Annotated in this window: 20 protein-coding genes and 1 pseudogene; 11 read left to right on the top strand and 10 right to left on the bottom strand. The window is 71.7% G+C overall.

The features are described 5' to 3' along the window. Positions 1–56: 56 nt before the first annotated feature. The 4 genes from ACWC2T_RS41660 to ACWC2T_RS41645 all read right to left on the bottom strand — a co-directional run bounded on the left by ACWC2T_RS41660 (position 57) and on the right by ACWC2T_RS41645 (position 3720). A complete protein-coding gene (locus tag ACWC2T_RS41660; RefSeq protein WP_450675498.1) occupies positions 57–917 on the bottom strand; it encodes a 1,4-dihydroxy-6-naphthoate synthase in 861 nt (286 codons plus the stop codon). After that, positions 907–1662 (bottom strand): futalosine hydrolase, encoded by a 756-nt coding sequence (locus tag ACWC2T_RS41655; RefSeq protein ID WP_450675497.1) that lies wholly within the window; start codon positions 1660–1662, stop codon positions 907–909. Before ACWC2T_RS41655 ends, ACWC2T_RS41660 begins: the two co-directional genes overlap by 11 nt. Beyond that, the gene (locus tag ACWC2T_RS41650) at positions 1635–2108 is read right to left on the bottom strand and encodes a DUF2771 domain-containing protein (RefSeq protein WP_450675496.1); all 474 of its coding nucleotides are present in this window, start codon (positions 2106–2108) and stop codon (positions 1635–1637) included. Before ACWC2T_RS41650 ends, ACWC2T_RS41655 begins: the two co-directional genes overlap by 28 nt. 205 nt (positions 2109–2313) lie before the next feature. Continuing rightward, entirely contained in the window at positions 2314–3720 is a 1407-nt protein-coding gene (locus tag ACWC2T_RS41645) for an MFS transporter (RefSeq protein WP_450675495.1), read from the bottom strand. A gap of 266 nt (positions 3721–3986) precedes the next feature. Here ACWC2T_RS41645 and ACWC2T_RS41640 point away from each other — a divergent pair, with 266 nt between their 5' ends. From ACWC2T_RS41640 to ACWC2T_RS41630, 3 genes are all read left to right on the top strand, one after another. After that, on the top strand, positions 3987–4913 hold the full coding sequence (locus tag ACWC2T_RS41640; protein ID WP_450675494.1) for a DUF3027 domain-containing protein: 927 nt from the start codon (positions 3987–3989) through the stop codon (positions 4911–4913). 48 nt (positions 4914–4961) lie between these two features. After that, positions 4962–5429: a GNAT family N-acetyltransferase gene (locus ACWC2T_RS41635; protein ID WP_450675493.1), complete on the top strand. Its 468-nt coding sequence runs from the start codon at positions 4962–4964 to the stop codon at positions 5427–5429. Between the two features lie 238 nt (positions 5430–5667). Further along, positions 5668–6645, top strand: coding sequence for an esterase/lipase family protein (locus tag ACWC2T_RS41630; protein WP_450675492.1), 978 nt, complete (start codon positions 5668–5670; stop codon positions 6643–6645). 51 nt (positions 6646–6696) lie between these two features. On the opposite strand, the gene ACWC2T_RS41625 is transcribed toward ACWC2T_RS41630, so the two are convergent. The 3 genes from ACWC2T_RS41625 to ACWC2T_RS41615 all read right to left on the bottom strand — a co-directional run bounded on the left by ACWC2T_RS41625 (position 6697) and on the right by ACWC2T_RS41615 (position 8539). Then, a complete protein-coding gene (locus tag ACWC2T_RS41625) occupies positions 6697–7032 on the bottom strand; it encodes a hypothetical protein (RefSeq protein WP_450675491.1) in 336 nt (111 codons plus the stop codon). Next, on the bottom strand, positions 7022–7879 hold the full coding sequence (locus tag ACWC2T_RS41620) for a helix-turn-helix domain-containing protein (protein ID WP_450675490.1): 858 nt from the start codon (positions 7877–7879) through the stop codon (positions 7022–7024). Before ACWC2T_RS41620 ends, ACWC2T_RS41625 begins: the two co-directional genes overlap by 11 nt. Positions 7880–8074: 195 nt before the next feature. Continuing rightward, positions 8075–8539, bottom strand: a complete 465-nt coding sequence (locus ACWC2T_RS41615) for an ATP-binding protein (RefSeq protein WP_450675489.1) — start codon at positions 8537–8539, stop codon at positions 8075–8077. A 112-nt stretch (positions 8540–8651) separates the two neighbouring features. Between ACWC2T_RS41615 and ACWC2T_RS41610 the strand changes: the two are divergent. The 3 genes and pseudogenes from ACWC2T_RS41610 (at position 8652) to ACWC2T_RS41600 (ending at position 12931) form a co-directional block, all read left to right on the top strand. Continuing rightward, positions 8652–9498 (top strand): annotated as a pseudogene (locus ACWC2T_RS41610) (helix-turn-helix domain-containing protein). Beyond that, a complete protein-coding gene (locus ACWC2T_RS41605; RefSeq protein WP_450675488.1) occupies positions 9495–9671 on the top strand; it encodes a DUF397 domain-containing protein in 177 nt (58 codons plus the stop codon). The pseudogene ACWC2T_RS41610 and the gene ACWC2T_RS41605 overlap by 4 nt, the downstream one beginning before the upstream one ends. A gap of 128 nt (positions 9672–9799) precedes the next feature. Beyond that, complete coding sequence (locus ACWC2T_RS41600) at positions 9800–12931, top strand: sacsin N-terminal ATP-binding-like domain-containing protein (protein WP_450675487.1); 3132 nt, start codon at positions 9800–9802, stop codon at positions 12929–12931. A 142-nt stretch (positions 12932–13073) separates the two neighbouring features. Here ACWC2T_RS41600 and ACWC2T_RS41595 read toward each other — a convergent pair whose 3' ends face one another. Together ACWC2T_RS41595 and ACWC2T_RS41590 are read right to left on the bottom strand one after the other, a co-directional pair. Further along, positions 13074–15470, bottom strand: a complete 2397-nt coding sequence (locus tag ACWC2T_RS41595; protein ID WP_450675486.1) for an HAD-IC family P-type ATPase — start codon at positions 15468–15470, stop codon at positions 13074–13076. An 81-nt stretch (positions 15471–15551) separates the two neighbouring features. After that, positions 15552–15818: a DUF2530 domain-containing protein gene (locus tag ACWC2T_RS41590; RefSeq protein ID WP_450675485.1), complete on the bottom strand. Its 267-nt coding sequence runs from the start codon at positions 15816–15818 to the stop codon at positions 15552–15554. A gap of 177 nt (positions 15819–15995) precedes the next feature. On the opposite strand from ACWC2T_RS41590, the gene ACWC2T_RS41585 reads away from it, so the two are divergent. After that, a complete protein-coding gene (locus ACWC2T_RS41585) occupies positions 15996–17447 on the top strand; it encodes an NCS2 family permease (protein ID WP_450675484.1) in 1452 nt (483 codons plus the stop codon). 13 nt (positions 17448–17460) lie between these two features. On the opposite strand, the gene ACWC2T_RS41580 is transcribed toward ACWC2T_RS41585, so the two are convergent. After that, positions 17461–17640: a ribbon-helix-helix protein, CopG family gene (locus ACWC2T_RS41580; RefSeq protein ID WP_450675483.1), complete on the bottom strand. Its 180-nt coding sequence runs from the start codon at positions 17638–17640 to the stop codon at positions 17461–17463. A gap of 154 nt (positions 17641–17794) precedes the next feature. Here ACWC2T_RS41580 and ACWC2T_RS41575 point away from each other — a divergent pair, with 154 nt between their 5' ends. From ACWC2T_RS41575 to thpR, 4 genes are all read left to right on the top strand, one after another. Beyond that, complete coding sequence (locus ACWC2T_RS41575) at positions 17795–18232, top strand: MarR family winged helix-turn-helix transcriptional regulator (protein ID WP_055708584.1); 438 nt, start codon at positions 17795–17797, stop codon at positions 18230–18232. Between the two features lie 27 nt (positions 18233–18259). Beyond that, positions 18260–19606, top strand: a complete 1347-nt coding sequence (locus tag ACWC2T_RS41570) for an MFS transporter (RefSeq protein ID WP_450675482.1) — start codon at positions 18260–18262, stop codon at positions 19604–19606. Between the two features lie 354 nt (positions 19607–19960). Beyond that, on the top strand, positions 19961–20884 hold the full coding sequence (locus ACWC2T_RS41565; RefSeq protein WP_450675481.1) for a TIGR03118 family protein: 924 nt from the start codon (positions 19961–19963) through the stop codon (positions 20882–20884). 71 nt (positions 20885–20955) lie between these two features. Next, a complete protein-coding gene (gene thpR / locus ACWC2T_RS41560; RefSeq protein WP_450675480.1) occupies positions 20956–21528 on the top strand; it encodes an RNA 2',3'-cyclic phosphodiesterase in 573 nt (190 codons plus the stop codon). The last annotated feature ends 278 nt before the right edge of the window (positions 21529–21806 follow it).

The following is a 21806-nucleotide window of genomic DNA, read 5'->3' as shown; positions in this document are numbered from 1 at the left end:
CGAGGGGCACACCAGCCCCTCGGCGGCCGCCGGTCTCAGGCGAACGAGAGGGCCTCTCAGGGGAACGACAGGGCCTCGGGTGCGAGAGCCGGCAGCAGTCCCTCGGCCGCCGCGCGGGTGAGCAGGCCGCGGATCGCCGCGTAGCCTTCCTCGCCCAGGTCGGCGGTGAACTCGTTGACGTACAGCCCGATGTGCTGGTCCGCCACGGCCGGGTCCATCTCCTGGGCGTGGGCCATGACGTACGGCCGGGAGGCCTCGGGATCGTCCCAGGCGGCCCGTACGGAGGCGCGGACGGAGTCCGCGAGCCGGGTGAGGGCCTCGGTGCCCAGCGAGCGCTTGGCGACGATCGCGCCGAGCGGGATCGGCAGCCCGGTCGTCCGCTCCCAGTGCTCGCCCATGTCGGCGAGCTTGTGCAGCCCGTAGTTCTGGTAGGTGAACCGGGCCTCGTGGATCACCAGTCCGGCGTCCACCTTGCCGTCGCGCACGGCCGGCATGATCTCGTGGAACGGCAGGACCACGATCTTGCCCACGCCGCCGTCCGGCAGCGTGTCCGCCGCCCACAGGCGGAAGAGGAGATACGCGGTCGACTTCTCGCTGGGCACCGCGACCGTACGGCCGGTGAGGTCGAGGTCCGGCTCGCGCGTGAGCACCAGCGGCCCGCAGCCCCGCCCCAGCGCACCGCCGCACGGCAGCAGCGCGTATTCGCCGAGGACGTACGGCAGGACGGCGTACGACACCTTCAGTACGTCGAACTCGCCGCGCTCGGCCATGCCGTTGGTGATGTCGATGTCGGCGAAGGTCACGTCCAGCGCGGGGGCGTCCGGGATGCGGCCGTGGGCGAGGGCGTCGAAGACGAACGTGTCGTTCGGGCAGGGGGAGTACGCGATCCGCAAACGGTCCAACTGATCACTGGTCATACGGTGTCCAACTCTCCAGTGCGGGTGCGAGCTTCCCGAAGCCCTCGGTGAGCGCGTCGAGGGCGTCGCCGATGCGCCAGGCGGCGCGGTCGCGAGGGCCGACCGGGTTGGAGACCGCGCGGATCTCCAGCACCGGCGTGCCGTGCACGGTGGCCGCCTGAGCCACCCCGAACCCCTCCATGCCCTCGGCGAGCGCCCGCGGGTGCCGGGCGCGCAGCTCGGCGGCACGGGCGGCGGTGCCGGTGACGGTGGAGACGGTCAGGACGGTGCCGGCCGGGGCGCCGGTGGCCTGGCAGGCGACCCGCACCAGTGGTCCCGGCGGGTGGTGGGTGATGGTTCCGAAGCCCAGCTCGGTGACCGGGACGAAGCCGTCGGCGGTCTCCGCGCCCAGGTCGGCCACGGTGATCCGGTCGGCGACGACGAGCGAGCCGATGGGCGCCCCCGGCTGGAAGCCGCCGCCGATCCCGGCGGAGACGACCAGGTCGTACGGGGTGCCGGCGAGACGGGCCGCGGTGAGCGCGGCGGAGACGGAGGCCGCGGCGAGGGCCGGGCCGACACCCGCGTCGAGCAGATCCCAGCTGTCGGCCGTACGCGTCAGACGCGCGCCGGGCAGCCGGATCTCCTCCACCGGCGAGGCGAACGCCCGTGCCACCGCGTCCCGTTCCGCCGGGACCGCGGTGGCCACGAGGACTCGTCGTACCTGCACGGCGGCCGTGATCAGGCCTTCTTCAGCTTGAACGACCACATGCCCTGGTTGGCCTTCTCGCCCATGCGGATCGTGACCGTGTTGGTGTCGCCCTGGGTGCCGTACTGCTGGTTGAAGAACGCGCTGCCCGGGATGGTGCGGTAGGTCTTCTTGCTGACGTCGGTGAACTGCTGGCCGTTCACCAGCAGGACCCAGCCGGCGTCCGCGATCTTCGGGTCGACACCGAAGCGGACCGTCTCGTCCTGGTCGACCTTGATCGACTTGGCCTTGTCGATGTTCTTGACGCACGTCGCCAGCGACTTGGCGTCCAGCGCGTTGCCGTCGTTGTAGCACATGGCCTCGGAGTTGACCGAGCTGTCGCCGACGGTGACCGTCGCGACGGGCGTCGGCTTCTCGCAGGCCGAGAGCAGGAGCAGTCCGGCGGATACGGCGCCGGCGGCGGCGACGGCGCGGCGGCGTCGCACATCGGATTGCAGCGTGGTCATGGCCGAAGGCTATCGGGCGCTTCGAGGCGTCCGGCCACGTGGGGTGCGGCGTGCCCGCTTCGTTACGCCAGCCGTGCCCGTGGGCCGGGAAACCGTGTCCGCTTCGTTATGCCGGAGCAGGTCGGGTTCGTTTTGCCGGAGCGGTTCGGGTTCGTTGTGCCGGAGCAGGGCGGGCCAGCCGGAGCGGGTCGGGCCAGGGGGCGGGTCAGGCCACCCGGGGCCGTGCGCGGCCGCCGTGGCGGGCCGAGGCGATCAGGCCCTTCATGGTGGTCAGCCAGCCGACCGCCACGAACACCGCGCCGACCAGCAGCCCGACGGTGCCGTCGAGCGGCAGCACGATGCCGACCGCGCCGCCGAACACCCAGGCCATCTGCAGCAGCGTCTCCGAGCGGGCGAACGCCGAGGTGCGCACCAGCTCCGGCACGTCCCGCTGGATCAGCGCGTCCAGGGCCAGCTTGGCCAGCGCCTGGCCGAACCCGGCGACGGCCGCGAGGCAGGCCACCAGGAACGCCCCGAAGAACAGGGCGGCCACGATCGCCGTACCGAGCACCACCGCCACGACGGTCACGATGATGATCTCCGGGGCGCGGGAGCGCAGCCAGGCCCCGACGGCCGTACCCAGGGCGTTGCCCACCCCGGCGGCGACACCGACGATCCCGAGCGAGACCGCCGCGCTCTCGCCGGTCAGCGGGTGCTCGCGGAGCAGGAAGGCGAGGAAGAAGATCAGGAAGCCGGAGAGGCAGCGCAGGGCGGCGTTGGCGCCGAGCGCGTGCGTGACGGCGGGACCCACGGTCCGCAGCCCAGGCCGCTTCGCCTGCTCCGTCCTGCGCTGCGGCCCGTGCAGATGCTGCTCGTCGGCCGCGAGCAGCGCCACGTCCTCGCCCTTGGCCGAGTCCACCTTGGGCGGCAGGGAGAACGACAGGAACGTTCCCGCGGCGAAGATCACGAAGGCGCCGTACAGCGGCCAGGGATCGCCGACCCGGTGCAGCCCCGCGGCGACCGGCGCGGCGACACCGGTGGCCAGCAGCCCCGCCAGCGTGACCCGTGAGTTGGCCTTGACCAGCGAGAACCGGGGCGGCAGCAGCCGGGGCACGACCGCGCTGCGGACCACCCCGTACGCCTTCGACGCGACCAGCACCCCCAGCGCCGCGGGATACAGCTGCAGGCTGCCGCTCGCCACGGCGCCCGAGATCACCAGCGCGAGCAGGGCCCGGGCCAGCATGGCCCCGGCCATCGCGGCGCGCCGGCCGTGCGGCAGCCGGTCCAGGAGGGGGCCGATGACCGGGGCCAGGACGGTGAACGGCGCCATCGTGATGGCGAGATACAGCGCCACACGCCCCCGCGCCTCGTCGGTCGGCACGGAGAAGAACACGGTGGAGGCGAGCGCCACGGTGATCATCACGTCACCCGCGCCGTTGACGGCATGCAGCTCGATCAGCTTGCCGAGCCCCGACTCGCCCGCCCCGTGCGCATGCGTGGCCTTCCGGATCCCGCGCGCGGCGCCGGTGACCGGAAAGTGCAGGGCACGCCCGACGGAACGGACGGCGCCACCCACCCGGCTCGCACCGCCACCCCGAACACCACGCCTGTCCGCGGTCGCCACGTGCTTCATAGTGCCCTGAGATGCGGGCGGATAGTGCCGGATCATGCGGTACGGCGCGGAAGAGACGGGTGCGCGGGCAGGAAAGAATGCCGCGTGGCGGCGAAGAATCTCGTTCGGTGTAGCGTGCGTGTCTCAGCCATAACGCAGAATGGATGGCAGAGGTGCGCCCAGCGCGCGGATGCAGACGTCGATGCGGTCCTCCGGTCCGCTCCGTCGGCAGACCCGCCGTCAGGCAGCCGCACTCGACGAGACGGCGTAGGAGAGAAGCGATACCTGTGAGCGCAGCGACAACGCGAAGCCGCACCCCCGACCGCCTGTGCGCCGAGGCGGTCGATCTCGCCCGCGCCGCCGCCGAGGAGGCCGCGGCCCCCGGCGTGGTCGGAGAGCACGTCGGCCTCGCCTCCGAGGGCGACCGCGTTGTCACGCACCTCTTCGAGTGCAAGGAGCTGGGCTACCGCGGCTGGCGCTGGGCGGTGACCGTGGCCCGCGCCTCCCGCGCCAAGATCGTCACGCTCGACGAGGTGGTCCTCCTCCCCGGCCCCGACGCCCTGCTCGCCCCGGAGTGGGTGCCGTGGAGCGAGCGGCTGCGCCCCGGCGACCTCGGCCCCGGCGACCTGCTCCCCACCGACCAGGACGACCTGCGGCTGGAGCCCGGCTACACCGGCGAGGAGGAGCCCTCGCCGAAGTCGCTGGTCTCGCACGAGATGGAGGAACTGGCGGAGGCCGAGGACGCCGACGTCACTCCGGGCGCCCCCGCCGTGCAGCCCACGGTCCCCAACCGTGGCTCGATCGCGGCGGTGGCGGAGGAACTGGGCCTGCGCCGGGCCCGGGTCCTCTCCCGCTACGGCCTGCACATCGCCGCGGACCGCTGGGAGGAGTCGTACGGCCCGAAGACCGCGATGGCCCAGGCGGCCCCGGCCACCTGTATGACCTGCGGCTTCCTCACCCCCATCGGCGGTTCCCTCGGCCAGGCCTTCGGCGTCTGCGCCAACGAGTTCTCCCCCGCCGACGGCCGTGTGGTCTCCCTGGCCTACGGCTGCGGCGGCCACTCGGAGGCAGCGGTCATGCCGAAGCCCCCGCAGCCGGCCCCGCCGGTCATCGACGAGACCCGGGTGGACCCCTTCCCCCTGCGCCCCGCCCGCGACTCGGGCTCGGTCCCGGAGGCGGGCGACGAGGAGACGGCGGAACTGGGCCACTCCTGAGGGACTTCCCTGGAAGACTGCGCGAGTGATCGTCGGAAGACCGCGCGAGTGATCGTCAGACTCGCGACCCAGCAGGACGTCCCCGGGTTCCTCGCGCTGGCCGCCCAGGTCGAGCACTGGTTCGGCCCGATGGTGGACGACCCCGGTTTCACCGGTGCCGTGGAGAAGAACATCCGCCGCTCCACGGCACTGGTCGCCCAGGGACCGGGACCGGATCTGCTCGGCGCCCTGCTCTTCGGGGGCGCGGCCCCCGTCCACAAGGTCCACTGGCTGGTCGTCTCGGAGTCCGCCCGGGGCAGGGGCGTCGGCCGCGCGCTGCTGTCCGAGGCGACCCGCCGTTTCGGCGCCGGCCCCGGCACCGTCGAGGTGGTGACCTTCGGCCCGGACCACCCCGGCGCGGTGACGAGCGGCGCACGCGCCTTCTACGAACGCCTCGGCTTCACCCCGGCCGAACCGGCCGCCCCCGGCCCGGAGGGCGGCTCCCGGCAGGTCTACCGGCGGACGCTCCTGGCCTGAGCTCCGCCTGGTCCAACGGGAGTTCGCGGGAACGGAGTTGTCGCTGGAGCCTGCTCATCCAGACGACCTCCCGGCCCTACGCGCGCCCTGCACGGGCCGTACGCCTCCCTCCGGCTGACCGGATGAAACCGGCTGCTCCATAAGGGTTGCCGGGCCCCGTCCTCGATCCCGCAGGGACTCCACTCCTTGATCATCGCCGGGTCGGCGTTCGGCCGGCCCCGAGGCGAGGAGTGGTCCGATGGCGGGTCGGAGTCTTTCCAGGAGGTGGGCCGCCGTCTGTGCCGGGCTGGCCCTGGCCCTGGGCGTGGGCCAAGGCGCGGCGACCGCGGTGGGCGCCCCCGCGCCCCCGGCGCCGAAGGGCAACATCCTCACCTTCCCCCTGTCCGGGGCCGGTGGCCTCCTCCACCCGGACGCGCCGCCGGCCGGGGCCGACGACTGGAGCTGCAAGCCCACGCGCGAGCATCCACGCCCGGTCGTCCTGCTGCACGGGACCTGGGCGAACGCCTACGACGACTGGGGCCTGATGTCCCCGTACCTGAAGCAGCTGGGCTACTGCGTCTTCGCCGCCGAGTACGGCGGGGCGCCCGGCAACCCGGTCAAGGCCACCGCGCACGTCCCGGACTCCGCCCGGCAGATCGCCGAGTACGTCGACCGTGTGCTCAAGGCCACCGGCGCCCACCAGGTCGACCTCGTCGGGCATTCCCAGGGCGGCGGCCTGACGCCCCGCTGGTATCTGCGGTTCGACGGCGGCACGGACCCCGCGCACCCGGAACGCAACAAGGTGCACAGCCTCATCGGCCTGGCACCGTCCAACCACGGTACGACGGCCTCCGGCCTCGGCACGCTCACCACCAGGCTGGGGCTCAACCCGACGGTTTCTCTCCTCGCCGGACAGGCGTACTCGGACCAGATGGTCGGCTCCGAGGTGAACACGACGCTGGACCGGGACGGGGACACGCAGCCGGGGGTCGACTACACCGTCATCGCCACCAAGTTCGACGAGGTCGTCACCCCCTACACCCACCAGTTCCTGACCGCGGGACCGGGCGCGACCGTCAAGAACATCACAATCGAGGACATCTGCCCCCGGGACTTCTCCGAACACGTGTCGATCGCGTACGACACCAACGCCGCCCAACTCGTCCGCAACGCCCTCGACCCGGCCCACGCGGAGCCCGTCCGCTGCGGCCTGACCTTGCCGGTACTGGGCGGCTGACAGAGCTCCCCGCCGGGCACCGCATCCTTGGGGGCGGCTCCCCTCTCCAGCTCACCGGCGGACTGCCCTCATGGCTTCGTCCAAAACGGCGCTGAGTTCGCGCAGGGCCTCCTGGGCAATGGCGGGGTCCTCGTGTTCCAGGCCGCCCTGCGCCCGCGCGTAGCGGCTGGAGAGGTCGGGCCGACGGGCGATCTCGATCTCCCTCGCCCAGATCAGAACCCAACTCCGCACGGGGCTCAGGGACTGCCACTCGACCGCCTTGGCGAAGGCCTCGTCTTTCATCGCCTGCATCTCCTCCAGGCGACCGGGGGCCACGACGGCGAGAGCCGCATGCAGCGCATCGGGAGTCAGCTCAGGACGGGGAACCAGAACGGGCTCAGGAGGCATTGGCGAGCCTGCAGTCACGGCAGAGTCCTGGGAGGGGAGAGCGGAAGCCCCGGTCGCAGCCGCCGCAGTTCTGGAAGGGGTGCCGGATCGGTGGGGGTGGGGCCGGGGTTCGGAAGGGCGGCGGCGGAGGCAGTTGCGCGGTCAGACGGTGGGCGAGGAGGGCTGCCGGGCGGTGCAGGGGCTCGTCCGGCAGGTCGGTCGTCAGAGCCCGCCGTACGGCCGTGGGGCTCACCTCCCGTTCCAGCCAGGCGGCGACCCCCAGCGCCAGGTGAGCCGTATCGCACTCGCTGAGCAGCAGCCGGGAGTCGTGGCGGCGGAGGTCCGCGAGTAGGTCCGTGGCCATCTGGAGAAGCTTGGGGGACGGACAGGCCGGGCGCGGCACCGCGGGTAACTGCTTGCGGGGCGCCCGCTCTTTCTTCCTCGGTACGGCGTTGGGCTCGTGGCCGTCCCGGGTACGGCGCCCCGGCTGATTGCAGGAGACGGTGCGCGTGACGATACGGCCGCCCGGGATCCGCTGCCGCTCCCGGCGCAGATAGCCGTGCGTCTCCAGCTCCCGCAGCGCGGCGGCGATACGGGTGGCCCCCTCCGGGAAGCGGGCCGCCAGCGTCTTGATGTCGACCTGGGCGCCCGCCGGAAGCGACTGGATGTACACACCGAGCCCGATCGCGAGCCCGGACAGATCCGGGTGCTGGGCCAGGTGGTTGCCGATCACGGTGAAGTGAGAGGTGTGCCGGGAGTTGTCGTGGACCAGGCCGCCCGCGCGGGATTCGCACCGCCGGTTCGGGTGGTTGTTTGCGGCAAGTCGGGACCGGGTGCGCGCGGGCGCGCTAGGGTTCTGGGTATCCATCGGGAAGGTGTTGCTTCCTGGGTGGTCAGGCCCTCGCAACGGGAGTGCCAGTCCCTGCGAGGGCCGTCGTATGTCCGGGTTGTTGCGCTGAGCGTAGAGCGCACAACAGGCCGACACGCCAGCCGCGTTGGTGATTTTCACCCTCCTGGGTGAGTTTGCGCTGCGGGAGGGTGGGGTGGGGCTTGGTGGGTTCTTTCACCTGGTTGTTCCCTGGGAAAGACCGCCCCCACCGCCGGAGCGCGGATCCCCGGGTTCCGGCGGCAGGTGGATTTCCGCCCACACCGTCTTGCGCGGCGGCAACCCCGGCGCGACACCCCATTTGTCGGCCAGCGCCTCCACGAGAAGGAGACCTCGGCCGGAGTCGGCGTCGGGGGCGGGGCGCGCGGGCTGGGGGAGACGGTCACCGCGCGTGTCCGTCACCTCGATGCGGAGGGTGTCGCCGACGGCGTACAGCGTCAGCCGGAAGTCCCGGCCGGTGACCCGGCCGTGGGTGGCCGCGTTGGCCGCGAGCTCGGCGACGATCAGTTCCGCCGGGTCCAGCGGGATTCCCCAGGAGCGGAGTTGTTCCGTGGCGAGCAGCCGGGCAAGGCGGGCGCCGCGCGGAGTGGGGGACAGCTGGACGGTGAAGTTCGGGATGGGGGTGGAGATTTCCTGGTTCACATCACTCAGAGTGGCCGTGCCTGCTACCTGTGAATAGTGACGACGTGGTTGCGTACGGTCACTGTCATGGGGTTGTCCGGTGGTGTCCGGGCTGTCGGGAAGGGGGCGCGGTGTGAGAGAGGACGAGGAGCCGGGGTGGGAGGTCGATCCGGACGACGAGTGGGGTGTGGCTGTCATCGCCATGGTGGGACGGCAGTTGAAGCTGAGGCGCGAAGCGGTCGGCATGCGGGCCGCCGACTTCGGCAAGGCCATGGGCTACAGCGAGGACATGGTTTACAAGCTGGAGTCCGGCAAGCGGATCCCGAGGCCGGACGTACCTCGACAAGGCGGACACGGTGTTGAACGCGGGCGGGCTGCTCGCCGCGATGAAGGAGGACGTGGAGAAGGTCCGGTATCCGAAGAAGGTTCGGGAACTGGCGAAGCTGGAGGCGCAGGCCGTCGAGATCGGGGTGTACGAGTGCAACAACGTCCACGGCCTGTTGCAGACCGAAGAGCACATGCGGGGGCTGTTCGAGGTGTGGCTGCCCGCCTACTCGGAGGAGACGATGGAGCGCATGGCGGCAGCGCGGATGGCGCGGCGCTCGATTTTCGAGAGGGCGCCGATGCCGATGCTCAGCTTCGTCCAAGAAGAGGTGACGCTACGGCGCCCAGTCGGGGGCAGAATGGTGTGGCGTCGGCAGCTCGAACGCCTGCTGGAGCTCGGGCAGTTGCGAAACGTGTCGTTCCAGGTGATGCCCACCGACCGCGAGGAACACTTCGGCACGGGCGGAGTGATCGAGGTGCTGAAATTCCCTGATGGCACTGCGGTGGGGCGCTCCCACGGCGTGTTCAACGGCCGCCCTGTCTCCGATCCGAAACAGGTCCGGATCCTCGAACTGCGCTATGGCATGATCCGAGCCCAGGCCCTTACCCCCAAGGAGTCGCGGGCCTTCATCGAGCAACTGCTGGGAGAAACATGATCCGCTGGTTCAAGAGCAGCTACAGCAGCAGCGGTGACGGCGAATCCTGCGTCGAAGTAGCCCTCACCCCCACCAGCATCCACATCCGCGACTCCAAGCAGACCGACGGCCCCCAGCTGGCGCTCACGCCGGAGGCCTGGGTCGACTTCGTGGCGTACGCCTCCGGCGGCTGACACTGGTCCTTGATGACGGCGTTCCCGAGCCTGGGGCTGGGTCGAATCTGCTGATCCGGGCTTCTGGCCAAGGTGTGGCGGCTCCCGTGGCGCGGTACCTTCAGTCGTCGTCGACGAGGAGTGTGAACGTGAGCAAGTACGTGCGGCCGGCGGCCGAGGGTGCCGATCCCTTCGGGACGGCCAGGCTGCGCCGTGGTGTCCTCGACGCCTGGGCCACCAGCCCCGCCCGGTTCCGTGAGGACGCCAACGCCGAGGAGGACCTGGTCCTCGGCGGCTACCGGGACCGGCTCGTCGTCGAGCTGGCCCAGAACGCCGCCGACGCCGCCGCCCGGGCCAGGACGCCCGGCCGACTGCGGCTCACCCTCCAGGGCGGTGTCCTCGTCGCCGCCAACACCGGTGCCCCGCTGGACGCGGCCGGCGTCGAGTCGCTGTCCACGCTGCGCGCCTCGGCCAAGCGGGACGCCGAGGTCACCCAGGGAGCCGTCGGACGGTTCGGGGTCGGGTTCGCCGCCGTACTCGCGGTGACCGACGAACCCGCGATCGTGGGGCGGCACGGTGGCGTGCGGTGGTCGCTCGGCGAGGCGCGGGAGCTGGCCGCCGAGACCGCCCGGCACAGCCCGGGGCTGGGGGACGAGGTCCGGCGCCGGGACGGGCACGTGCCGCTGCTCCGGCTGCCGTTCGCCGCGGAGGGCACCGCCCCGGACCCGTACGACACCGCCGTCATCCTTCCCCTGAGGGACACGGCCGCCGCCGATCTCGCCGAGCGGCTGCTGAACGCCGTCGACGACGCGCTGCTCCTCGCCCTGCCGGGCCTGGAGGAAGTGGTGATCGAGGTCAACGGGGATCAGCCGCGCACGCTGCGGCGTCGTACCGAGGGCGGCGTCGTCGTCGTGGAGGACTCGCGGGCGGGCGTCACGCGGTGGCGTACCGGGTCCGCTCACGGGGCGCTCACTCCCGATCTGCTGGCCGACCGGCCGGTGGAGGAGCGGCTGCGGCCCCACTGGTCGGTGACCTGGGCCGTACCGGAGGACGACCAGGGGCGTCCCGTCCGCCCTCGGACCACGCCCGTCGTGCACGCCCCCACCCCGAGCGACGAGCCCCTCGGCGTCCCGGCCCTGCTCATCGCCTCCTTTCCCCTCGACACCACCCGCCGGCACACGGCTCCCGGCCCCCTCACCGACTTCCTGGTGCAGCGCGCCGCCGACCTCTACACCGAACTGCTCGCCGAGTGGCGGCCGGTGACGGAGGGGATCATCGACCTCGTCCCGGGGCCGCTCGGCAAGGGCGAGCTGGACGGGGCGCTGCGGCAGGCCGTGCTGGAGCGGCTGCCGCGCACTGCCTTCCTGCCCCCGGCTGTGGCGCCGCGGGCGGACGACGAACACGAGCTTCCGGAGGCGCTGCGCCCCAGGGACGCCGAGATCGTGGAGGGTGCCGGGGCGGACACCGTGCGGGTGCTCGCCGAGGTGCTGCCCACGCTGCTGCCCGCCGGTCTGGAGCGGCGCGCCGAGCTGCGCACCCTCGGCGTCGCCCGGCTGCGGCTCGCCGATGCCGTCGACCGGCTCGCCGGTCTCGAGAAGGACCCCGACTGGTGGTGGCGGCTCTACGACAGCCTCGCCGGGGTCGATCCGGACCGGCTGTCCGGGCTGCCGGTGCCGCTCGCCGACGGGCGGACCACCATCGGGCCCCGTCAGGTCCTCCTCCCCACCGCGGACGCCGCCCGGATCGATCCGGACGTCCTCGGCCGGCTCGGGCTGAAGGTAGCCCACGAGGACGCCGCGCACCCGCTGCTGGAGAAGCTGGGCGCGCTGCCCGCCACCCCGCGCGCGGTGCTCACCACCCCGCAGGTCCGGGCCGCCGTCGCCGCCTCGCTGGAGGACGAGGGGATCGGCTGGGAGGAGGACGCGCCGGACGCCGAGGAACTGGCCGACACCGTGCTCTCGCTGGTCCGGGACGCGGGCCTGGAGCCCGGGGACGAACCCTGGCTGGGGGCCCTGGCGCTGCCCGACGAGGACGGGGAGCCGGCCCCGGCTGGTGAACTCGTTCTGCCCGGCAGCCCGTTCGCCCGCGTGATCCGCGAGGGCGAACTGGCCGCCGTGGACCACGATCTGGCCGACAAGTGGGGCGAGCAGCCGCTGGCCGCCTGTGGTGTGCTCGCGAACTTCGCGCTGGTCCGCGCCGCCGACGTCGTCCTGGACCCGGACGAACTGGAGCCCCGGGAGGGCGACTTCGCCGAGCCGGACGACGCCGGGCTGCTCGACGCGGTCGACGTGTGGTGCGAGGACATCCTCGACCGCTTCCCGGACAGCCCGGTGCCCCCGGTCGCCACCGAGCTGGTCGCCGTACGCGATCTGGACCTGGTGGACGACGAGCACTGGCCCGAGGCGCTCGCGCTGCTCGCGCAGCCGCCGCTGCGGGACGCCCTCACCCAGCCGGTCCGCGTCCTGCTGCCCGACGGCACGCACGAGATCGTCCGGCCCTACACGGCGTGGTGGCTGCGGGGACATCCGGTGCTCGACGGCCGCCGCCCGGCGGGTCTGCTCGCCGCCGGCGGCGATCCGCTGCTGCGCGGCCTGTACGACGAGGCCGACGCGACCGGGTTCGAGGACGAGCAGGTGCTGCGGGCCCTGGGCGTACGGACCTCCGTCGCGGCCCTGCTGGACGAACCCGGCGGCGCGGCCGAACTGCTGGACCGGCTGGCCGACCCGGCACGCCCCGTGTCCTCGGCTCAACTGCACGGCTTGTACGGCGCGTTGGCGGAGCTGGATCCGGAGCAGGTGACCCTGCCGGACGAGCTGCGGGCCGTGGTCGACGGCCGGGTGGAGGTCGTGGACGCGGCCGAGGCGGTCGTGGTCGACTCGCCCGACCTGCTGCCGTTCACCTCCGGGGTGCCGCTGCTGCCCGTCCGCCCGGCCCGGGCCGCCGAGCTGGCGGAGCTCTTCCAGGTGCGGCGGCTGAGCGAGTCCGTCACCGGCGAGGTGCACTCCGAGGGGACCGAGCACGAGGCGCCGGAGTCGGTGCGGGTGCTGCTCGGGCCGCGGACGCCCGAGACGTACGTCGAGCACGAGGAACTGGTCGTGGACGGCGTGGAGATCGACTGGCGGCTCACCGACGACGGGGTGCTGCACGCGGCCACGCTGGAGGGGGTCGCGGCGGGCCTGGCCTGGGCGGCCGGCCAGTGGCCGCGGCGCTTCGAGGTGGCGGCCCTGCTGGAGGACCCCTCCCGAACGGAGGAGCTGGCCCGGGACCGCTGGTTCGACTAGCTCCGCTGGTTCGACTAGCTCCGCACCGGGGTGTAGGGGCGGGACCCCATCCCCAGGCTTCGGGGGTGGGGCGGGCCCTGGGCTTCGAGGGTGGGGCAGGGGCCGTTGACGGGGCCCCGCATCGCCCCTCGGTTCTTTACCGTCAGTCCGGAAAGCGGCGGTCGACCCACTTCCACAGGAGTTCCAGGGCGGCCGCCGCCACCACCGCGATGCCCACGGCGGTCCAGGGCATGGCCATGCCCTCCAGCCTCAGCGCGAAGAAGCTCTGCAGGGCCGGCACGGCGAGGATGCACACGAACGCCAGGCCCATCGCCGCCACCAGCAGGATCCGCCACCAGGTGTAGGGGCGGGCGACGATCGCCAGGATCCACATGGAGATCAGGAACAGGGTCAGGGTGGCCGCGCTGGTCTCCGCGTCCAGCTCGCCCGGCCCGCTGTAGTAGTCGCGGGCGACCAGGTACGTCACGAAGGTCGCCGCCCCCGCCACCACGCCACCCGGGATCGCGTACCGCATGACCCTGCGCACGAAGTGCGGCTTCGCCCGCTCCTTGTTGGGCGCCAGGGCCAGGAAGAACGCCGGGACGCCGATGGTGAGGGTGGACAGCAGCGTCAGATGCCGGGGCAGGAACGGATACGCCACCTGCGCGCACACCACCAGGACCGCCAGCAGCACCGAGTAGACGGTCTTCACCAGGAACAGCGTCGCCACCCGCGTGATGTTGCCGATCACCCGGCGGCCCTCGCCGACCACCGACGGCAGGCCGGCGAAGCTGTTGTCCAGCAGCACGATCTGCGCCACCGCCCGCGTCGCCTCCGAGCCGGAGCCCATGGCGACCCCGATGTCGGCGTCCTTCAGCGCGAGCACGTCGTTCACGCCGTCGCCGGTCATCGCGACCGTGTGCCCGCGCGACTGCAGCGCCCCGACCATGTCCCGCTTCTGCCGCGGGGTGACCCGCCCGAACACCGTCCCCCGGTCCAGCGCGTCGGCCATCCCCACCCGGTCGGCGGGCAGGTGCCGCGCGTCCACCGTCGTACCCTCCAGGCCCAGCTTGGCGGCGACCGCGCCGACCGACACCGCGTTGTCGCCGGAGATGACCTTGGCGCGGACGTTCTGGTCCGCGAAGTAGCGCAGGGTGTCGCCGGCGTCCGGCCGCAGCCGCTGTTCCAGGACGACCAGGGCGGTGGGGCGGGCGCCGCGGGCCGGCTCGGCGTCGTCCAGGTCGCGGCTGGCCCGGGTGAGCAGCAGCACCCGCAGGCCCTGCTCGTTGAGGCGCTCGGTTTCGGCCAGGGCCGGGTCGCCGTCGGTGAGGAGGACGTCCGGGGCGCCCAGCAGCCAGGTGCTGATCTCGCCGTCGGCCTCGCTGAACGCGGCCCCGCTGTACTTGCGGGCCGAGGAGAACGGCAGCGACTCCACGCAGCGCCAGTCCTCGCTGTCGGGACAGGCATCGATGATCGCCCGAAGGGAAGCGTTGGGGTGCGGGTCGGACTCGCCGAGGGCGCCGAGCACCCTGCGTACGTACCCCTCGTCGGACCCGTCGAGCGTGCGCAGCTCGGTGACGTCCATGCCGCCCTCGGTGAGCGTGCCGGTCTTGTCCAGGCAGACGGTGTCGACGCGGGCCAGCCCCTCGATCGCCGGCAGCTCCTGCACCAGGCACTGTTTCCGGCCGAGCCGGATGACCCCGATGGCGAAGGCGACCGACGTCAGCAGGACCAGCCCCTCCGGGACCATCGGGACGATGCCGCCGACCGTGCGGGCGACGGAGTCCTTGAAGCCGGTGCTCTTGACGACGAGCTGGGTGATGACCAGTCCGACGGCCGCCGGGACCATCATCCAGGTGACGTACTTGAGGATCGTGGAGATGCCGGTGCGCAGCTCGGAGTGGACCAGGGTGAAGCGGGAGGCCTCCTCGGCGAGCTGGGCGGCGTAGGCCTCGCGGCCGACCTTGGTCGCCTGGAAGGCGCCGCCGCCCGCGACGACGAAGCTGCCGGACAGGACCGGATCGCCGGGGCGTTTGACGACGGGGTCGGCCTCGCCGGTGAGCAGCGACTCGTCGATCTCCAGCCCGTCGGCCTCGACGCAGACCCCGTCGACCACGGCCTTGTCCCCGGGTCCGACCTCTATCAGGTCGTCGAGGACGATCTCGTGGATGGCGACCTCGACGGCCGTCCCGTCCCTGCGCACGGTCGGCCGGGCCTCCCCGATCACCGCGAGCGAGTCGAGGGTCTGCTTGGCCCGCCACTCCTGGACGATGCCGATGCCGGTGTTGGCGAGGATCACGAAGCCGAACAGGCTGTCCTGGATCGGCGCCACGAACAGCATGACCAGCCAGAGCACGCCGATGATCGCGTTGAACCGGGTGAAGACGTTCGCCCGGACGATCTCGCCCAGCGACCGGCTGCTGCGCACCGGTACGTCGTTGACCTGGCCGCGGGAACGCCGCTCCGCCACTTCGGCGCCGGTCAGTCCGATCGACGGGGTCACGGGCAGGGCCACGGGATGCACGGGGTCGAGGTCGGCACCCGCGTCTATATGGCTCATGTCATCGACGGTACGTGCGTATGTGCCCGCTTGCCCGCTTTACGAGTTACTCGGCCGATCTCGACTTCGGCCGATGCCGGCCTACTCGGCCGACGTCGACTGCGGCCGCGCCGCCCGCTTGATCGCCGCGTCCCGCTTCCGGACGTACCAGATCCCGATCAGCCCCAGTCCGCCCCCCGCCAGGCAGGTCCACAGCCACCACAGATGCCCGTGGTCCTCGAACCAGCCGTAGAAGGGCAGCTGCACGAGGAAGAGGACGAACCAGATGATCGTGCCGCCGGTGATGGTGGCGACCACGGGGCCCTCCAGGGGCTCGGGCGCCTCGTGCTTGGGGGTCCACTTGGCCATGGGCACAGCTTACGAGGCGACGAGGCGACCGATTGCCTCCGCTTTCCCATCGTTCTACGCGCGGAGATAGCGATCTCGAACTCATACGTTCATACTGAAACCGTTTGTCTGTGTCCACTTCTGCTCGTATGAAACTCCAACGAGGCTCGGGGGAACCCCGTTGGTGATGGAGACCGCATGTCCACCTCGGCACCCGCCAAGGTCCCCACCCCCGAAATCCCGGGCGGTACGCCCGCTCAGGGCGCCCTCGACCGCTACTTCAGGATCTCCGAGCGTGGCAGCTCCGTCGCCCGGGAGATCCGCGGCGGTTTCGCCACCTTCTTCGCGATGGCGTACATCATCGTGCTGAACCCGATCATCCTCGGCAGCGCGAAGGACATGTACGGGCACCACCTGGACAACGGCCAGCTGGTGACGGCGACCGCGCTGACGGCCGCGTTCACCACGCTGCTGATGGGCGTCATCGGCAACGTCCCGATCGCGCTCGCCGCCGGCCTCGGCGTGAACTCGGTCGTCGCGCTCCAGCTGGCGCCCCGGATGTCCTGGCCGGACGCGATGGGCATGGTCGTCCTGGCCGGGTTCGTGGTCATGCTGCTGGTCGCCACGGGTCTGCGCGAGCGCGTGATGAACGCCGTGCCGTTCGGGCTGCGCAAGGCGATCTCGATCGGCATCGGCCTGTTCATCATGCTGATCGGTCTGGTCGACTCCGGCTTCATCACGCGCATGCCGGACGCCGCGCAGACCACCGTCCCGGTCCAGCTCGGCGTAGGGGGGCACCTCCACGGCTGGCCGGTGCTGGTCTTCATCCTCGGCGTGCTGCTCACCTTCGCGCTGATCGTCCGCAAGACGCCGGGCGCGATCCTGATCTCGATCGTCGGCATGACCGTCCTCGCGGTGATCCTCAACGCGGTCACCACGATCCCGTCCTGGGGCCTGACGGTCCCGAAGTGGCCGGGCAACCCGGTCGCCACCCCCGACTTCGGCCTGGTCGGCCACGTCAGCCTGTTCGGCGGCTTCTCCAAGGTCGGCGTGCTGACCGGCGTCCTCTTCGTCTTCACGGTCCTGCTGTCGTGCTTCTTCGACGCGATGGGCACGATCATGGGCGTCAGCGACGAGGCCAAGCTGACCGACGCCGAGGGCTACATGCCCGGCATCAACAAGGTCCTCTTCATCGACGGCCTCGCGGTCGCGGCGGGCGGCGCCAGCTCCTCCTCGGCCACCACCGCGTTCGTGGAGTCCACGGCCGGTGTCGGCGAGGGCGCCCGGACGGGCCTCGCGAACGTCGTCACGGGCGGCCTCTTCGCCGTCGCGCTGTTCCTCACCCCGGTCGCCACGATGGTCCCGTCCCAGGCGGCGACCCCGGCGCTGATCGCGGTCGGCTTCCTGATCCTGTCGAACTCGATCAAGGAGATCGACTGGGCCGACTACACCATCGCGATCCCGGCGTTCGTGACGATGCTGATGATGCCGTTCACCTACTCGATCACCAACGGCATCGGCATGGGCTTCATCACCTTCACGGTGCTGCGCCTGGCCGCCGGCCGGGGCCGGGAGATCCCGGTTCCCATGTACGTCGTCTCGGCGGTCTTCGCCTTCTACTACCTGATGCCGGCCCTGGGCCTCACGTGATCGGCCGGGGCTCTCAGACCCCGTTGAACTTCTCCGTCTCCTCGACGGCGGCCTGGAACCGCTCGTCGAAGTCGTCCCGGATGAGCGTGCGGACCACATAGTCCTGCACGCTCATTCCTCTTTTCGCCGCGTGCTGCCGGAGCCTTTCGAGCAGCTCCCCGTCTATCCGCAGGCTGAGCACAGTGGTCCCCATGTCTACGAGGGTCGCCACATCCGGCCACCCGGTGCGTCACTTTCCGGAGCCGACTCACTCATATGGGTGATCGAAGGGTTCAGTGGCGGGTATCACGGGCATTCGGGCGTGTCGCAGTGTTCCTTAGCCAGGGTAATGAGTTACTCTAAAGAACATGCCGGACCTCACCCATGGCGACGACGCTGCCGCCGTGAACGCCCTCCGCTCCGCCGTGATGCGGTTGTCCCGTCGGCTCAAGCACCAGCGGGTCGACGAGTCGCTGAGCCCCACCGAGATGTCGGTGCTCGGCACCCTCGCCCGCTGCGGCTCGGCCACCCCGGGCGAGCTCGCCCGCAAGGAGCACGTCCAGCCGCCGTCGATGACCCGCATCGTCGCGCTGCTGGAGGCCAAGGGGCTGGTCCGGCTGGAGCCGCACCCCGAGGACCGGCGCCAGAAGGTCGTCACCCAGACCGAGCAGGCCGAGGCGATGCTCGAGGAGAGCCGCCGCAAGCGCAACGCGTTCCTGGCCGGCCTGGTCGAGGGCCTCGACGAGGACGAGTGGGCCAAGCTGCGCGCCGCCGCCCCCGTGCTGGAGAAGCTCGCACACCTGTAAGCCGTTTCAAGGAGGAGGCGAACCCTTTTGAGTACGGGACCCGGAGAAGATTCCGCCCCCGCACCGACCACCCCCACTACCCCCACCGCCCGCAAGGGCTCGATGTTCAGCTCGCTGAAGATCCGGAACTACCGCCTCTTCTTCATCGGCCAGGTCGTCTCCAACACCGGCACCTGGATGCAGCGCATCGCCCAGGACTGGCTCGTCCTCAGCCTCACCGGCTCCTCCGCGGCCGTCGGCATCACGACGGCTCTCCAGTTCCTGCCGATGCTCCTCTTCGGCCTCTACGGCGGAGTCCTGGTCGACCGCCTCCCCAAGCGCCCCACGCTGCTGGTCACGCAGGCCTCGATGGCCGTCACCGGCCTCGCGCTCGCCGCGCTGACCCTCACCGGGCAGGTCCAGGTCTGGCACGTCTACGTCGCCGCCTTCGCCGTCGGCCTCGCCACGGTGGTCGACAACCCGGCCCGCCAGTCCTTCGTCTCCGAGATGGTCGGCCCCGAGCAGCTGCAGAACGCGGTCAGCCTGAACTCGGCGAACTTCCAGTCCGCCCGCCTGGTCGGCCCCGCCGTCGCCGGTGTGATGATCACCGGCGTGGGTACCGGCTGGGCCTTCCTCGCCAACGGCCTGTCCTTCGTCGCCCCCATCACCGGCCTGCTGCTGATGCGCGCCCGCGAACTGCACGTCGTGCAGCGTGCGCCGCGCGGGAAGGGCCAGCTGCGCGAAGGCCTGCAGTACGTGGCCGGCCGCCCCGAGCTGATCTGGCCGATCGTCCTCGTCGGCTTCATCGGCACCTTCGGCTTCAACTTCCCGGTGTGGCTGTCGGCCTACGCGAACGGCGTCTTCCACTCCGGCGCCGGCTCCTACAGCCTCTTCAACACCCTGATGGCCGTCGGCTCCCTGGGCGGCGCCCTGCTGGCCGCCCGGCGCGGCACGGCTCGGCTGCGCATCCTGATCGCCGCCGCGCTCGCCTTCGGCACGCTGGAGGTGGTGGCCGCGCTGGCCCCGTCGTACTGGCTGTTCGCGCTGCTCATGGTCCCGATCGGGGTCTTCGGCCTGACGGTCAACGTCACCGCGAACACCGCCGTGCAGATGGCCACCGACCCGGCCATGCGCGGCCGGGTGATGTCCCTGTTCATGATGGTGTTCATGGGCGGTACGCCGCTGGGCGCGCCGGTCGTCGGCTGGATCACGGACACCTACGGCGCGCGGGTCGGCTTCGCCCTCGGCGGCGTCATCTCGGCCGCGGCCGCCGGTGTGATCGGCCTGGTCCTGGCCCGCGTCGGCGGCCTGCGACTGGCGGTGGGCTGGCATCACGGTCACCCGCAGGTCCGCTTCGTACCGAGGGAACGGGAGCAGCTGGCCACGGCGGCGTAGGGATCACCACGGCGTGTGCCCGTACGGAGGCGTGTCTGCGTGTCGTTCCCGGTGTGATTGCCATCTCATGAGATGACTTCTGCCAGTAAGCCCCTTTTTGGGGCCTGTTGGGGAACAGGAGCATCCGCATGGCATCACAGGCATCGACCCAAAGGCCCGGCTCCCGCGTACGGCGGCTGACGGCGGTCGCGCTGGCGCTGGGCACGGTCGGCGCGCTCGCCGCCGCCACGCCGCCGGGGGTGGCCGTCGCGCCGCACAAGGCCGGCCACGGCTTCCAGGAGCGCGACCTCGTCTCCGATCTCGCGGGCAGAGCGGAGCGGCGGGACCAGAACCTGGTCAACCCCTGGGGGGCTGGTGCGCACGGAGAGCGGGGCGATCAGGGTCTCCAACAACGGCACCAGCACGTCCACGGTGTACTCGGGCGCCCGGGACGGCCGGCCGGTCACCTTCCTCTCCCCCGTCATCCACCTCCCCGATTCCGCCGACCCGACCGGGATCGTGCGCAACGACACCCGCGACTTCCGCTTCACCGCCGCCGGGCGCTCCGGTCCGGCGCGGTACATCTTCGCCGGGGAGAACGGCGGCCTCTTCGCCTTCAACGCGAACGTGCGCCCGGCGAACGGCGTCCAGGTCGCCCAGGAGGACGACGCCGTCTTCAAGGGCCTGACCCTCGTGGACGGCGACAGGAAGGCCGCGAAGGCCGACCGGCGCCGGGCGCGCCTCTTGGTCGCGAACTTCCGTGACGCGCGCATCGACGTCTTCGACACCCGCTTCAAGCTGGTGAAGCAGGCCGCCGGCGCGTTCCGGGACCGCCGGATCCCCAAGGGCTTCGCGCCCTTCGACGTCAAGAACATCGGCGGCAGGATCTTCGTCACCTACGCCAAGCAGAACGCGGAAAAGCACGACGACGTCGCAGGTCCGGGCAACGGTTTCATCGACGTGTTCAGCACCGGGGGCAGACTGCTCCAGCGTTTCGCCGCCCGTGGGGTGCTCAACTCGCCCTGGGGCCTGGAGACGGCTCCCAAGGGCTTCGGGAAGTTCGCCGGCGACCTGCTCGTCGGCAACTTCGGCGACGGCCGCATCAACGCCTTCGACCTCAGGACCGGCCGGTTCGAGGGGACCCTGAGGTGCCCCGACGGGACGCCGGTCGTGATCGAGGGTCTGTGGGGGCTGCAGCGGGGCACCGCCCGGTCCGGCGGCACGGACAGCGTCTGGTTCGCGGCGGGAATCGGGGACGAGCAGCACGGGCTGCTCGGCACCCTGCGCCCCGAACGCTGATCCGCCGACCCCACCGAGCGGCTCGGTTTCCTTGCCTCACCATGCTCACCGGTGTCTGCGAAGGTGAAGGCATGAGACTCTTCGCCGCGGTGCTGCCTCCGGAGCCCGTCGTCCACGAACTCGCCGTCGAAGTCGCCAAGTTGCAGCGGCTGCCCGGTGCGGAGCGGCTGCGCTGGACCAACCGGCCGGGCTGGCACTTCACCCTCGCCTTCTACGGCGAGGTCGCCGACGACCTCGTACCGGACCTGTCGGACCGCCTGGCCCGCACGGCCCACCGTACGGCGCCCTTCGATCTCTCCCTCTCCGGCGGCGGCCAGTTCGGGCACGGCAAGGCCCTGTGGACCGGCGCCTACGGCGAGGTGGAGGCGATGCGGCTGCTGGCCGACCGGGCGGAGTCGGCGGCGCGGAAGGCGGGCGTGCCGATGGGGGAGCACCGGCGGTACAAGGCCCACCTGACGGTGGCGCGGAGCCGGGACTCGGTGGACGTACGGCCGTACGTCGATCTGCTCCGTGCGTTCACCAGCAGGACCTGGACGGTGAACGAGCTGGTGCTGGTGCGGAGCAATCTGCCGCGGTCGGGGATGGTGGGGGAGCAGCCGCGGTACGAGGTGGTCGCCCGCTGGTCCCTGGGCGGGGCCGGTTAGGCTCGATGGCGTGGACCCGAAGACGCGGAACCGGATCATGGCCGGTGTGCTTGTGCTGATGTTCGTGGTGGTGGCTGTTTCGGCGGCCCTCAGGTAGGAGCATTGGGGCTGCGGCCGGTTCTTCGGCTGCGAGCCCGTCGTGGCTGGTCGCGCCCCGCGGCGGGGCCGCACATCGAGTGCGGCCCCCCCCCCCCCCCCCCCCCGCCCCCCCCCCCCCCCCCCCCCCCCCCCCCCCCGCCCGGCGCCCCCCCCCCCCCGCCGCCCCCCAGCACCCCCCC

It is taken from the genome of Streptomyces sp. NPDC001393 (assembly GCF_053597455.1).
The sequence above is the reverse complement of the archived record's forward strand: the minus strand, read 5'-3'. Positions and strand labels throughout refer to the sequence as shown.